General features: G+C 66.6%; 12 protein-coding genes. 3 read left to right on the forward strand and 9 right to left on the reverse strand.

Annotation, left to right across the window (positions count from 1 at the left end):
• Positions 1 to 21: 21 nt before the first annotated feature.
• The 3 genes from AUL35_RS02015 (at position 22) to AUL35_RS02025 (ending at position 3,024) form a co-directional block, all read left to right on the forward strand.
• Entirely contained in the window at positions 22 to 525 is a 504-nt protein-coding gene (locus AUL35_RS02015) for a lysozyme inhibitor LprI family protein (protein WP_062011503.1), read from the forward strand.
• Positions 526 to 621: 96 nt separating this feature from the next.
• Positions 622 to 1,788 carry a glycosyltransferase gene (locus tag AUL35_RS02020; protein WP_062011569.1) on the forward strand — a complete coding sequence of 389 codons (1,167 nt, stop codon included), beginning with the start codon at positions 622 to 624 and terminating at the stop codon, positions 1,786 to 1,788.
• Between the two features lie 84 nt (positions 1,789 to 1,872).
• Positions 1,873 to 3,024, forward strand: coding sequence for a DegT/DnrJ/EryC1/StrS aminotransferase family protein (locus AUL35_RS02025; protein WP_062011505.1), 1,152 nt, complete (start codon positions 1,873 to 1,875; stop codon positions 3,022 to 3,024).
• Here the strand turns inward: AUL35_RS02025 and AUL35_RS02030 are convergent.
• The 9 genes from AUL35_RS02030 to AUL35_RS02070 all read right to left on the reverse strand — a co-directional run bounded on the left by AUL35_RS02030 (position 3,021) and on the right by AUL35_RS02070 (position 12,032).
• Positions 3,021 to 3,950: a rhamnan synthesis F family protein gene (locus tag AUL35_RS02030; protein WP_192847022.1), complete on the reverse strand. Its 930-nt coding sequence runs from the start codon at positions 3,948 to 3,950 to the stop codon at positions 3,021 to 3,023. The genes AUL35_RS02025 and AUL35_RS02030 overlap by 4 nt on opposite strands.
• 11 nt (positions 3,951 to 3,961) lie before the next feature.
• Positions 3,962 to 4,846: a dTDP-4-dehydrorhamnose reductase gene (gene rfbD, locus AUL35_RS02035; protein WP_062011509.1), complete on the reverse strand. Its 885-nt coding sequence runs from the start codon at positions 4,844 to 4,846 to the stop codon at positions 3,962 to 3,964.
• A gap of 4 nt (positions 4,847 to 4,850) precedes the next feature.
• On the reverse strand, positions 4,851 to 5,921 hold the full coding sequence (gene rfbB, locus AUL35_RS02040) for a dTDP-glucose 4,6-dehydratase (protein WP_062011511.1): 1,071 nt from the start codon (positions 5,919 to 5,921) through the stop codon (positions 4,851 to 4,853).
• Positions 5,918 to 6,493, reverse strand: coding sequence for a dTDP-4-dehydrorhamnose 3,5-epimerase (gene rfbC, locus AUL35_RS02045; RefSeq protein ID WP_062011514.1), 576 nt, complete (start codon positions 6,491 to 6,493; stop codon positions 5,918 to 5,920). The genes rfbB and rfbC overlap by 4 nt, the downstream gene beginning before the upstream one ends.
• Positions 6,494 to 6,673: 180 nt before the next feature.
• Positions 6,674 to 7,675: an ABC transporter ATP-binding protein gene (locus AUL35_RS02050; RefSeq protein WP_062011516.1), complete on the reverse strand. Its 1,002-nt coding sequence runs from the start codon at positions 7,673 to 7,675 to the stop codon at positions 6,674 to 6,676.
• Positions 7,676 to 7,700: 25 nt separating this feature from the next.
• Positions 7,701 to 8,531 carry a carbohydrate ABC transporter permease gene (locus tag AUL35_RS02055; RefSeq protein WP_062011518.1) on the reverse strand — a complete coding sequence of 277 codons (831 nt, stop codon included), beginning with the start codon at positions 8,529 to 8,531 and terminating at the stop codon, positions 7,701 to 7,703.
• 5 nt (positions 8,532 to 8,536) lie between these two features.
• Entirely contained in the window at positions 8,537 to 9,400 is an 864-nt protein-coding gene (locus AUL35_RS02060; protein ID WP_062011520.1) for a carbohydrate ABC transporter permease, read from the reverse strand.
• Between the two features lie 188 nt (positions 9,401 to 9,588).
• Positions 9,589 to 10,908 carry a sugar ABC transporter substrate-binding protein gene (locus AUL35_RS02065; protein WP_062011521.1) on the reverse strand — a complete coding sequence of 440 codons (1,320 nt, stop codon included), beginning with the start codon at positions 10,906 to 10,908 and terminating at the stop codon, positions 9,589 to 9,591.
• A gap of 125 nt (positions 10,909 to 11,033) precedes the next feature.
• Positions 11,034 to 12,032: a sugar-binding transcriptional regulator gene (locus AUL35_RS02070; RefSeq protein WP_062011523.1), complete on the reverse strand. Its 999-nt coding sequence runs from the start codon at positions 12,030 to 12,032 to the stop codon at positions 11,034 to 11,036.
• Positions 12,033 to 12,079 lie beyond the last annotated feature (47 nt).

A 12,079-nucleotide genomic window follows, 5' to 3' on the forward strand; every position in this document is an offset into this window, starting at 1 on the left:
CTCCAGAGGAGCCAACCCGCCATGGCGACGCGCGTCGCATTCCTGTCCATGCTCGTGCTACTCGCCACGGGAGCCGTCGCCCCAGCCCAGGACTTTGGTCCGAGCGAGGCCGAGACGCTGCGTAGCGTCGAGACTTGTCTGGCGTCCGCCAAGGACGATCCGAGACGCTGCATCGGAAAGGCGTCGGACAAATGCACCGCCCTGCCGGGCGCGGAGACGACGGAGGCGATCGACACCTGCCTCGAAAGTGAACGGGCCGCCTGGGACACGATCCTCAACCGCAACTACAAGGCGGCCATGAAGGCGGCCGAGGAGAAGGACCGCGAACTTTCGGCCAACTACGAGACCGATATCGTCTCCACCCTGAAAGCCGCGCAACGCGCCTGGATCGCGTATCGCGACGCCGAATGCGACCGCGTCTTCGCCTTCTGGAAAGACGGGACGATCCGGACCTCACAAGCGCTTTCCTGCCAGCGTGACCTCACCGGCGCGCGTGCAATCGAACTTGCCGCGACAGAGGATTGAGGCGCGCATCCTCGCGCGACGCATGAAGTCCCGGTCGTCTCCGGTTCTGCGTCTGCTGTCTTGCGGCCGGGCTTCGTCGCGCCGATAGACGTGGCCATGCCCAAGATCGCCTTCGTCGTCACCGAGGACTGGTTCTTCGCCTCGCATTTTCTGCCCATGGCCCGCGCCGCACGCGAGATGGGACTGGACGTCGTCGTCGTGACGCGGGTGCGCGACCATGCGGAGGCGATCGAGGCGACAGGCGCCCGCATCGTTGCCGTGGAAGCGGAACGCCGCAGCCTCGATCCGCGCGCGCTTCTGCGTGCGGTCGCCGACTTGCGCGCCGTTCTCGTCGCAGAGCGGCCGGACCTCGTCCATTGCATCGCCCTGAAGTCGATCCTGACCGGCGGCGCGGCGGCGCGCGCGGCCCGTATCGAACGCCGGGTCTTCGCTCCGACCGGGCTCGGGCTCGTGGGTGCGCGACTTGACGCGAAGGGGCGCCTGGGGCGCCTCGTGCTGCGCTCTTTACTGCGCGGTCCCCTGCGCTCGCCACGAACGGTCTTCCTGTTCGAGAACAGGGACGACCCGCTCGTGCTGGGGCTGGACCCGGCAGATGCCGACTGCCGTTTCGTCGGAGGCGCCGGCATCGACCCGCTCGCCCTACCCATTCAGCCACCTCTTGCCGACGGCCCGCTGCGTCTGGCTCTCGTCGCGCGCATGCTCTGGTCGAAGGGGGTCGATACGGCCGTTGAGGCCGTGACGCTCGCCCGGCGGCAAGGCGTCGAGGTCGAACTCGACCTCTTCGGCGCGCCCGATCCTTCGAACCCGCGCGCCATTGCGGCGGAGACGCTGCAGGAATGGAACGAGCGCGACGGCATTCGCTATCTTGGCCCGACGCGGGACGTGGTGGCCGTCTGGGCGCGGCACGACGCCGCGATCCTTCCCTCCCGGGGCGGCGAGGGCCTGCCGCGGACGCTTCTGGAATCGGCCGCCTGCGGCCGACTCAACCTCACCACCGACGTTCCCGGCTGCCGCTCGTTCGTGCGCGACGGCGTGGACGGCTTCGTGCGCCCAGTGGACGATGTCGACGGACTGGCGGGCGTCATCGCCGAACTCGCCGCCTCGCGCGATCTCGTTCACCGCTTGGGCGCGGCGGCGGCGGCGCGCGTTCGCGACGGGTACACGGAGCGCGACGTCATGGCGGCCGTGACAAGCCTTTATCGCGAGTTGTTGAGCGATACGGTCGCCGGTCACGAAGGGCGGCACGTGGCGCGCCAAACGTGAACGGTGCGATCCCGCTAGCGGGTTGATTTAATGCCCGAAACCGATAGCCCTTCGCCCCAACTGCCGCATCCGGAGCGCCCGCCCATGTCCACGATCCCGTTCATCGATCTCGCCACGCAGCGCGACCGCGTGCGTCCTGCCATCGAGGCGCGGCTTGGGCGGATCATGGATCAGGGCTCGTTCATCATGGGTCCCGACGTCACGGAACTGGAAATCGCGCTCGGCGCGTTTTCCGGCGCGAAGGAGACCATCACCTGCGGCTCTGGTACCGACGCGCTCGTCATGCCGCTCATGGCCTGGGGCATCGGCTCGGGCGACGCCGTCTTCGTGCCGAGCTTCACCTTCGCGGCAACCGCCGAGGTCGTCGGTCTGGTGGGCGCGACCCCGGTCTTCGTCGATGTGCTGCCCGGCACGTTCAATCTCGATCCAGCCCATCTGCGCCGCACCGTCGAGGAGGTCGTCCGACGCGGCAACCTCACCCCCCGGGCCATCATCGCGGTCGACCTCTTCGGCCAGATCGCCGACTATGCGCAGATCCGCGCCGTCGCCGACGAGTTCGGGCTGAAGCTCATCTCGGACGCCGCGCAGGGCTACGGCTCGACGCGCGACGGTCGTCAGGCCGGTGCCTTCGCGGATGTGGTGGCGACGAGCTTCTATCCCGCCAAGCCACTCGGTTGCTGGGGCGACGGCGGCGCGATGCAGACCGACGACGCGGAGCTTGCCGCGATCCTGCGCTCCATCCGCATCCACGGCCAGGGCAGCGACAAGTACGACAACGTCCGCCTCGGCCTGACGGCCCGCCTCGACACGTTCCAGGCGGCCGTGCTGATCGAGAAGCTTGCGATCTTCCCCGACGAGATCGAGGCCCGCACGCGCATTGCCCGGCGCTACCACGAACTTCTCGACGGGCTCGTCGCGCCGCAGACGATCGAGCCCGATGTCGTCTCGACCTGGGCGCAGTATACGGTCCGCATTCCCGGCGGACATCGGGACGCCTTTACGGTCGCCATGCGCGAGCGCGGCGTTCCGACCGTCATCTACTACGGCAAGGGCCTGCACCAGCAGACGGCCTATCGGCACTGGCCTGTCGGCGGCAACGGATTGCCGGTGACTGAGGCCCTATGCCGCGATGTCGTGAGTCTGCCGATGCACGCCTATCTCGACGAAGAGACGCAGGATCGGATCGTCGACGCGGTGCGCGCCGCGCTTGCGTCGCTCGGCCGGGCCGCCGCCTAAGATCGCGCTTCGGGGTCCAGCGTGAACCGACGAAGAAGCTGGCGCGCCACGCGCCAGATCGGCTTCGGCGTGCGGACATAGGCGTGGTGCGCGGCGAGCAGCAAGTAGGGATGGCGTCCCCAAAAGCGGCTGATCGGCAGCGCGAAGGGGTTGGGCGTCCGTGAGACAGCTTCCTCCGTCAGCGCGGTCCGGCTCTGCGCATCGAGCCGGGAGGCCCCCAAGAGACCCGGAAGCGCCTCCGCCGCCGTGACCCAGTAGCCTGCCCGCTCGCTGACGAGAGCGAAAAGCCGTTCCGCCGCGTGGGCCGCCGTGCCGTCCAACTGGCCCTTCTCGCGCGGGAACAGGTCTTCGAGTTCGTTCACCGAAAAGGCGCGCAAGGCATTGCGTCGGAACCAGAACATGGAACCGGCCGCAAAGCGTTTCTGCGCCAGCTCGTCGAAGTCGAGAGAGATGTCCATGCGTTCGGCAACGCGCCGCATCGCCCGGCGGTTGAGCGCGATCCGGCCCTCGAGCGGCAGAAGATGGGCGAGCGGCGCAACGAGCCCCAACTCCCGCTCGCGCTCCATCAGCCGCAGCGCGTCGGGAGTCCCGCCCTCTCCGACGAGCAGCGAGTCGGTCATGTAGTGCCGCCAGTCCTCGCCGTCGGCACGATGCTTCGATCGCTTGGTATGGAGCTTCAGACCGATGTCGAAGTCGTCCCCCATCTCGCGCAGCGCCCGGATGAAGGGCAGGACGTCGCGACCCCGGTTCTCGGTCCGCAGACGCCGCGTGTAGACGAGATGAGGCGTATCGACGCTCGCCAGTTCGATATCGTCGTCGCGGCAGGTGATCACGAGACCAAAGGGCCGGTCGAAGGCGGCCGCGATCTCGCGCGCCATGTCCGCCCAAACGTCCGGGTAGTGGACGTGGACGAAGACGACCGGCACGGCCCTCCCCGTCATCGCGCGGATGCGCGCTCCAGCGCTTCGAGGCAACGGACGACGCCCGAGCGCCAGTCCGGCAGCCGGTGCCCGAAGCTCTCGGCAAAGCGTGTCGTATCGAGCCGCGAGTTGGCCGGACGCTTGGCCGGCGTCGGATAGTCGCTGGTCGCAATCGGCTCGACACGGGCGGACGGTCCGCCGCGCTCGGCGGAGCGGGCGAAGATCTCTTCCGCGAAGCCCGCCCAGGTCGTCTCGCCCTCGGCTACCATGTGGAAGGTTCCGCGTGCCGTCGGCGTGCCGGTCCTGAGACCGCGCGCCACGGCCACGATGCCCTCGGCGATGTCCGGCGCATAGGTCGGCGTGCCGTGCTGATCGGCGACCACGCGAACCACGTCCCGGTCGCTTGCCAGCCGCAGCATGGTCTTCAGGAAGTTCTGCCCGAACGGGCCGTAGACCCAGGCCGTGCGCAGGATCGCGTGCGCGGGGTTAGCGTCGGCGACGGCTAGCTCGCCATCGAGCTTGGAGCGTCCGTAGACGCCTTGCGGACCGGTCGGCGCGTCTTCGCGATAGCGGCCTTCGCCTTGGCCGTCGAAGACGTAGTCCGTCGAGATCTGCACGACCGGAAGGTCGAATTCCGCCGCGACCGAGGCGACGTTGCGCGAGCCGTCGCGGTTCACGAGAAAGGCCGCCGCCTCGTCGCTCTCGGCACGATCCACCGCCGTATAGGCGGCCGCGTTGACCACGACGTCGGGCTTGAGTTCGGCAACGATGTCGCGGACCGATCGAGCCTGCGTGATGTCGAGGTCGGGCCGTCCGACGGCGACGATCTCGACGCCCTGCCCGTCGAGGGCCAGCATCGCCTGAGCGACCTGTCCCTCGCGCCCGGTGACCAGAATGCGCATGGGCTCAGACCTTCTCCGCCGTCTTCGAGCCGAGCCGCTCGCCGAAGTAGCGCTTCTCGCGGATCGGACGCCACCAGCTCTCGTTGTCCAGATACCAGCGGATCGTCTTCTCCAGGCCCGTGTCGAAGGTCTCCTCCGCGCGCCAGCCGAGCTCGGTCTCGATGCGGGTGGCGTCGATCGCGTAGCGCAGGTCGTGGCCGGGTCGATCCGTCACGAAGTCGATGAGCTGGCGACGCGAACCGGTGTTGAGCGGTGGCGCGTGGCGGTCGAGCGTGTCGCAGATCGTCTCGACGACGGTGAGGTTCGAGCGCTCGTTGCGCCCGCCGATATTGTAGGAGCGGCCGGGTACGCCCTTCGTGGCGACGAGCGCCAGCGCCTTGGCGTGGTCGCCGACATAGAGCCAGTCGCGCACGTTCTCGCCCCGGCCGTAGACCGGCAGGCGCCGCCCCTCCAGCCCGTTGAGGATCATCAGGGGGATGAGCTTCTCGGGGAAGTGGAACGGCCCGTAGTTGTTCGAGCAGTTCGAGAGAACCACCGGCAGGTGGTAGGTGTGGAACCAGGCCATCGCGAGGTGATCGGACGCCGCCTTCGAGGCCGAGTAGGGCGAGGACGGCGCGTAGGGCGTCTCCTCGGTGAAAAGGCTGTCGTCTAGCGGCAGATCGCCGTACACCTCGTCGGTCGAGACGTGATGGAAGCGGAAGTCCGCCTTTCGTCCATCGGGAAGCTTCGCCCAGTAGGCGCGCACGGCTTCCAGAAGCTCGTAGGTGCCGACGATGTTGGTCTGGATGAAGTCGCCCGGACCGTCGATCGAGCGATCGACATGGCTCTCCGCCGCCAGATGCATGACGGCGTCCGGCTTCTCGGCCTCGAGCAGTTCGGACACGAAGCGCCGATCGAGAATGTCCCCTTGCGCGAAGCGATAACGCGGGTTCGCCTCGACCGAGGCCACCGAGCCCAGCGTCGCGGCATAGGTCAGCTTGTCGAGGTTGACGACGGAATGGTCCGTATCGGCGATCAGGTGGCGGCAGACCGCCGACCCGATGAAGCCAGCACCGCCGGTGACGAGAATCTTCATCGGCTGGCCTCCTCGAAGACGAAGGGTGTCCGCGCCTCTTCCAGCGTCGGCGCGCTCGCATCCTTGGCGGAGAGAACGGGTTGGCGACCGGCGAGCGGCCAGTCGATGCCGATGGCCGGATCGTCGAAGCGGATCGAGCGATCATGCTCGCCGCTATAGCGAGCGGTCACCTTATAGAAGACCTCGGTGTCGGGCTCGAGAGTCAGGAAACCGTGGGCAAACCCCTTCGGCACCAAAATCTGGTTGAAGAGATCGGCCGACAGCTCCAGCGCGACCCACTGGCCGTAGCTCGGCGAGCCCTTCCGGATGTCGACCGCGACATCCAGGATGCGGCCGCGCAGGACGCGGACCAGCTTGTCCTGCGCGAAAGGGGGCTCCTGGTAGTGAAGGCCGCGCAGCGTTCCGGCTTCGGCGGAATAGGACTGGTTGTCCTGCATCCAGTCGAGGTCGATGCCGTTCTCGCGCAGCCGGTCCTGATTGAAGGTTTCGGAGAAGAAGCCACGGTGGTCGCCGAACTTGCGGGGCTTGATCTCCAGAACCTCGGGAATTCTCAGCTGCCGTACGTCCAGCATTCGTCGCATCACCTCGGGATGGCGCGGCCGGGCCGCGCAGAGCCGGCCGGACTACAAGGACCCAGGCGCGGCGGTTGCCGCGCACGGCCTATCGCATGGGGCGTGCAGGCTCAAGCGTCGGAATGGTCCGACGGGGTGGCCGGCCGGCATTTCGGGAGGGGCATCGCCCCTCGAGCCGGCTCAATGGACGCTGAGGCCCTTGTCGTCGAACCGATGAAGACGCCCAGCCTCCGGCGTCAGGTAGACGGTATCGCCGTGGTTCACGCGGAAGTCGCCCGGAGAACGGGCCGTCACCTGCTCGCCGTTGTCGAGCTTGATGTGAACGAACGTGTCGGAGCCGAGATGCTCCGAGACGCCGGCCGTCCCGCGAAGCTCGCCGCCGGTCGTGGACAGCGCAAGATGCTCGGGCCGGATGCCCATGGTCGCGGCGCCGCCGCGCGCGGCGTACTCGCCCTTCAGGAAGTTCATCTTCGGCGAGCCGATGAAGCCGGCGACGAAGAGGTTCGCGGGTCGGGAATAAAGTTCGAGCGGCGAGCCGACCTGCTCGATGTTGCCCCGGTTCAGGACGACGATCTTGTCGGCCATGGTCATGGCCTCGACCTGGTCGTGGGTGACGTAGATCATGGTCGTCTTGAGCTGCTGATGAAGCTCGGACAGCTCCAGTCGCATGTTGACCCGCAGCGCCGCGTCGAGGTTCGACAGCGGTTCGTCGAAGAGAAACCCCTTGGGCTCGCGCACGATGGCGCGGCCGATGGCGACGCGCTGGCGCTGGCCGCCGGAGAGCTCGCGTGGTCGCCGGTGAAGGTAGTCGGTCAGGTTGAGCGTCGCCGCGGCGGCCTTCACCTTCCGATCGATCTCGTCCTTCGGCATGTTCGCCATCTTGAGCGGGAAGCCGATATTGGCCGCGACCGTCATGTGCGGGTAGAGCGCGTATGACTGGAAGACCATGGCAAGGCCGCGCTTGGCGGGCGGCGCCTCGGTGACGTCGCGCCCGTCTATCTCGATCTTGCCCGCCGACACGTCCTCCAGCCCCGCGATCAGGCGCAAGAGCGTCGACTTTCCGCAGCCCGAAGGACCGACGAAGACCACGAACTCGCCGTCGCGGATGTCGAGGTCGATGCCGGGAATGATCACGGCGTCGCCGAAGGTCTTGCGCACCTTCTGGAGGTGGATCGCACTCATGAACGCGTTTCCTTTGCGAGACGGGTCACTTCACGGCGCCGAAGGTCAGGCCGCGAACCAGCTGCTTCTGCGAGAACCATCCGATGATGAGAATGGGCGCGATGGCAAGCGTCGAGGCGGCCGAGAGCTTGGCGTAGAAGTTGCCCTGCGGACTGGAGAAGGAGGCGATGAAGGCCGAAAGAGGCGCGGCGTTGGTGGTCGTGAGAAGCAGCGTCCAGAAGGCCTCGTTCCAGGCCAGGATCACGTTGAGGAGGATCGTCGAGGCGATGCCCGGAACCGCCATGGGGGCAAGCACACGCAGCAGCTCCTGCCGCAGGTTCGCGCCGTCCATTCGGGCCGCCTCCAGGATCTCGCCAGGGATCTCCTTGAAGTAGGTGTAGAGCATCCAGACCATGATCGGCAGGTTGATCAGGAACAGGATGACGATCAAGCCGAAGCGGCTGTCGAGCAGCCCGAAATTGCGGAACAGGATCGTGATCGGGACGAGCGCGCCGACCGCCGGCATCATCTTGGTCGACAGCATCCAGAGGAGAACGTCCTTGGTGCGCGGCGTGGGCGAGAAGGCCATCGCCCAAGCGGCGGGTATGGCGAAGAGAAGCCCGAGCGCCGTCGATCCGAGCGACAGGTAGATCGAGTTCAGAAGGAACGAGAAGTAGTTCCGCTGCTCCTGGATGGCGACGTAGTTTTCCGTCGTCCAGTCGAAGAACAGGAACTTCGGCGGGATGGCGATCGCGTCGAGCTCGGTCTTGAAGGAGGTCAGGACCGTCCAGAGAATCGGGAAGAAGATCAGAAGGCCAACCGCCCATGCGAGGACGGTCATGCCGATCTTGCGGCGGGGCGAGACGCGGCGCGACATCGAACTCAGGCCTCCAGGTTCTTGCCGACGAGGCGGACGAGAAAGATCGACACGACATTGGCGAGGATGACCGCGACAATGCCGCCCGCCGAAGCCGTTCCCACGTCGCCCTCGAGCGAGATGATCGACGCGATCAGGAAGGGCAGGTTCGAAGACGACTCGCCGCCGCCCGTCGTCACGAAGATCTCGGCATAGACGGACAGAAGGAAGATCGTCTGGATCAGGATGACGATCGTGATCGCTCGCTTCATGTGCGGCAGGGTGATGTAGAAGAAGATCGACAGCGGCTTGGCGCCGTCCATCTCGGCCGCCTCCTTCTGGTCCTCCGACAGCGACTGCAGCGAGGTCAGGAGGATCAGGGTCGCGAAGGGCAGCCAGATCCACGCGACGATGATGATGATCGACAGGAGCGGATAGTCGGTCAGCCAGTTGATGGACGGAAGGCCGAGCCCGTTCAGCGCCTGGCCGATGACGCCGTAGACCGGGTTCATCATCATGTTCTTCCACACCAGCGCGGCCACCGTCGGCATGACGAAGAAGGGGGCCAGCACCAGAAGGCGCACGGGCGACTGGCCGAAGAATTCCTGGTCGAGCAGAAGCGCGATCAGCGTTCCGCCGATCACGGTGATGGCGAGCACGCCCGCGACCAGGATCAAAGTGTTCTGGAAGGCGCTGAAGAAGCGCGGATCGGTCAGGAAGTACTGGTAATTCTCGAAGCCGACGAAGGGCGTCTCGGGATTGTAGAACCCGTAGCGCAGCGTCGAGAAATAGATCGTCAGAACGAGCGGGACGATCATCCAGATGAAGAGCGCGATGACAGACGGTGCCATCATGGCACGCGCGGCCGACTTCGTATGGGTGGTCGCCATGGGCTCGATCCGGAAAAGGGCGGCGATCCCCGGACGGGATCGACGGCGGTGAAACAGGCCGGGCGCAGCGGTACCCCGCCGCGCCCGGCAGTCTCGCGGGAAGGCTGGGACCGGCCTAACCCATGCGGCGAAAATCGATAGGACCTGCCGGGCGCCTTGCGATGCGCCCGACAGGCCCGGCTCTCAGCCTACTTGATGTAGCCGGCGCGGGTCATCTCGCGCGTCGCCTGGGCCTGGGCCGCGGCGAGCGCCTTGTCGACCGTGGTCGAGCCCGAGAGAGCCGCCGCCATCTGCTGTCCGACCGCCGTGCCGAGCCCCTGGAACTCCGGGATCGCGGCGAACTGCAGGCCGACATAAGGCTTGTCGGGACCGGCCGAGGGATCGGCGCGATTGATCGCGGCGAGCGTCTGCTCGGCGAAGGGCGCGGCCTTCGTGTACTCGGGGTTCTTGTAGAGCGAGGTGCGCGTGCCCGGAGGCACGTTGGCCCAGCCCTCCTTCGAGGCCACGAGGTCGGCATAGGCCTTCGAGGTCGCCCACGAGATGAACGTCTCGGCCGCTTCCTTCTTCTGCGAGGAAGCCGGAATGGCCAGCGACCAGGCCCAGAGCCAGTTCGCACCTTCGTTGGGGCAGCTGTCGGTTCCGCACGGGGCCGGCGCGAAGCCGACCTTATCGGAAACCTGGCTCTGCTTCGGATCGGTCACGAAGGAAGCCGCGACAGTCGCGTCCATCCACATGCCGCACTTGCCCTGGCCGAAGAGCGAGAGGTTCTCGTTGAAGCCGTTCGAGGCCGCACCCGGGGGGCCGTACTTGGTCATCAGGTCGACGTAGAGCGTGACGGCCTTCTTCCAGCCCTCGCTCTCGAACTGCGGCTTCCAGTTGGCGTCGAAGTAATTCGCGCCGAATTCGCGAGCCATGTTGCCGAGGAAGGCCATGTTCTCGCCCCAGCCCGGCTTTCCGCGAAGGCACAGGCCGTACACGCCGGCATTCTTGTCGGTCATCTTCTCGGCGGCCTGGGCGATGAAGTCCCATGTCGGCTTCTCGGGCATCTTGAGCCCGGCCTTGTCGAGGAGATCCTTGCGATAGAGCGTCATGACGCTCTCGGCATAGAAGGGAGCGGCGTAAAGCGTGCCGTCGGTCGAGAGCGCCGCGCGGATCGGCGGCAGCAGGTCGTCGGCGTTGTACTCGGCGCCGAGGTTGCTGAGCGGCGCCAGCCACTGCTGCTTCGACCAGATCGGAACCTCGTAGGTGCCGATCGTCATGATATCGAATTGCCCGCCCTTGGTGGCGATGTCGGTGGTCACACGCTGGCGCAGCACGTTCTCCTCGAGCGTCACCCAGTTCACCGAAATGTCGGGATGCTGCTTGGTGAACTCCGACGTCAGACCCTGCATGCGGATCATGTCGTTGTTGTTGACGGTGCCGATCGTCAGCGTCGTCTGCGCCAAAGCCGGCGCAGTCGCCAACGCGGCCAACGAAATCGCGCCCGCCATCCATGCACGGTAATTCATGTAGAGCCTCCCAAAGCCTACTGACGGGCAAATACCCGGCGTGCGGGCAAATTCCCACCGATCCCGGAGCCTTGTCAAACGATTCTCGTGCCGCACCGCACGCGCCGCGATCAGAGCTCCATCGGTTATTTCTTTCTCGCCTTCCGGTGCTTTGCAAGGCCCCCGCCATCAACCGCCGCGAGAAGGAGACGCGCGGTCTCTTCGTCCGTGATGAGCTCGTCGACGAGGTGCCCGCGCAACGCTCCGAGGATGGCCTCGACCTTGGAGGCTCCCGCCGCCACCCCAACAACCCGGGTCTCCGTAGGAAACGGAAGCGGGACGCTGAGCACGCGGCCGTTAAGGGCGCAATCGAGGACGCGCCCTTCCCGATCGAAGACCCAGCCGATGATCTCGCCCACCGCACCTTGCGCCATGACCTCGTCGCACTCCTGCTGTGAGATGAACCGGTCGACCAGAAGCTGTGCCTGCGGACCCATCTCGCCGATTCCGACGAAGGCGATGTCCGGCCGCTCCGCCAGTTCGTGCAACGGCCTCAGCATGGCCTGTCCTCGCAGGACGGTGCGCTCCTCGGCCGAAGGTGCGACGACCGGCAGCGGCATCGGGTAGTGCGCCGCCGCGATCTTGTCGGCAAGCGAGAAGATGACGTTGTAGACGGCGGCCGTGCCGTCCGGCGCGATGCTGCCGGTCAGCGATACGATGCGGTGCTGCGGGCAGCGCACCGGCGACATCTGCTCGACAGCCGCCCGGAGGCTCCTTCCGGTCCCGACCCCTACGACAAGCGGCTCGGCGCGCTGCAACTCCCGTTCGAAACGCGCGGCACAGGCGGAGGCGATACCGAGAAGCGAAGGTCTTGCCGAATCGGACATGGCGACCTCGATGGCATCCAATCCGAAGTGCTCTGCGAGGCTGCGGCCGAGCTCCAGCGATTCGGCAACCGGATGCTCGATCCGCACCCGCACAAGCCCCGACGACATGGACAGGGAGACCAGACGCTGCGCCGCCTGCCGCGACAGACCCAGTTTGGCCGCGATCTCGTCCTGCGTGTTTCCCGCGACGTAGTAGAGCCAACCGGCGCGCGCCGCCATGTCGAGCCTGTTGGCAGGCTCCTCCTTGGATTTGGCCATCGTGTCCTCCCGAGCGCTGCGGGCGGGCAAGATGGGCGAGGGAGGGA

Origin of the sequence: Aureimonas sp. AU4, assembly GCF_001463765.1 — a bacterium.
Classification (GTDB): Bacteria; Pseudomonadota; Alphaproteobacteria; order Rhizobiales; family Rhizobiaceae; genus Aureimonas.

Bases quoted from the DNA above. Each gene is read 5' to 3' on its own strand.
- AUL35_RS02015 (WP_062011503.1), top strand. From the start codon at position 22: ATGGCGACGCGCGTCGCATTCCTGTCCATGCTCGTGCTACTCGCCACG.
- AUL35_RS02020 (WP_062011569.1), top strand. From the start codon at position 622: ATGCCCAAGATCGCCTTCGTCGTCACCGAGGACTGGTTCTTCGCCTCG.
- AUL35_RS02025 (WP_062011505.1), top strand. From the start codon at position 1,873: ATGTCCACGATCCCGTTCATCGATCTCGCCACGCAGCGCGACCGCGTG.
- rfbD (WP_062011509.1), bottom strand. From the start codon at position 4,846: ATGCGCATTCTGGTCACCGGGCGCGAGGGACAGGTCGCTCAGGCGATG.
- rfbB (WP_062011511.1), bottom strand. From the start codon at position 5,921: ATGAAGATTCTCGTCACCGGCGGTGCTGGCTTCATCGGGTCGGCGGTC.
- rfbC (WP_062011514.1), bottom strand. From the start codon at position 6,493: ATGCTGGACGTACGGCAGCTGAGAATTCCCGAGGTTCTGGAGATCAAG.
- AUL35_RS02050 (WP_062011516.1), bottom strand. From the start codon at position 7,675: ATGAGTGCGATCCACCTCCAGAAGGTGCGCAAGACCTTCGGCGACGCC.
- AUL35_RS02055 (WP_062011518.1), bottom strand. From the start codon at position 8,531: ATGTCGCGCCGCGTCTCGCCCCGCCGCAAGATCGGCATGACCGTCCTC.
- AUL35_RS02060 (WP_062011520.1), bottom strand. From the start codon at position 9,400: ATGGCGACCACCCATACGAAGTCGGCCGCGCGTGCCATGATGGCACCG.
- AUL35_RS02065 (WP_062011521.1), bottom strand. From the start codon at position 10,908: ATGAATTACCGTGCATGGATGGCGGGCGCGATTTCGTTGGCCGCGTTG.
- AUL35_RS02070 (WP_062011523.1), bottom strand. From the start codon at position 12,032: ATGGCCAAATCCAAGGAGGAGCCTGCCAACAGGCTCGACATGGCGGCG.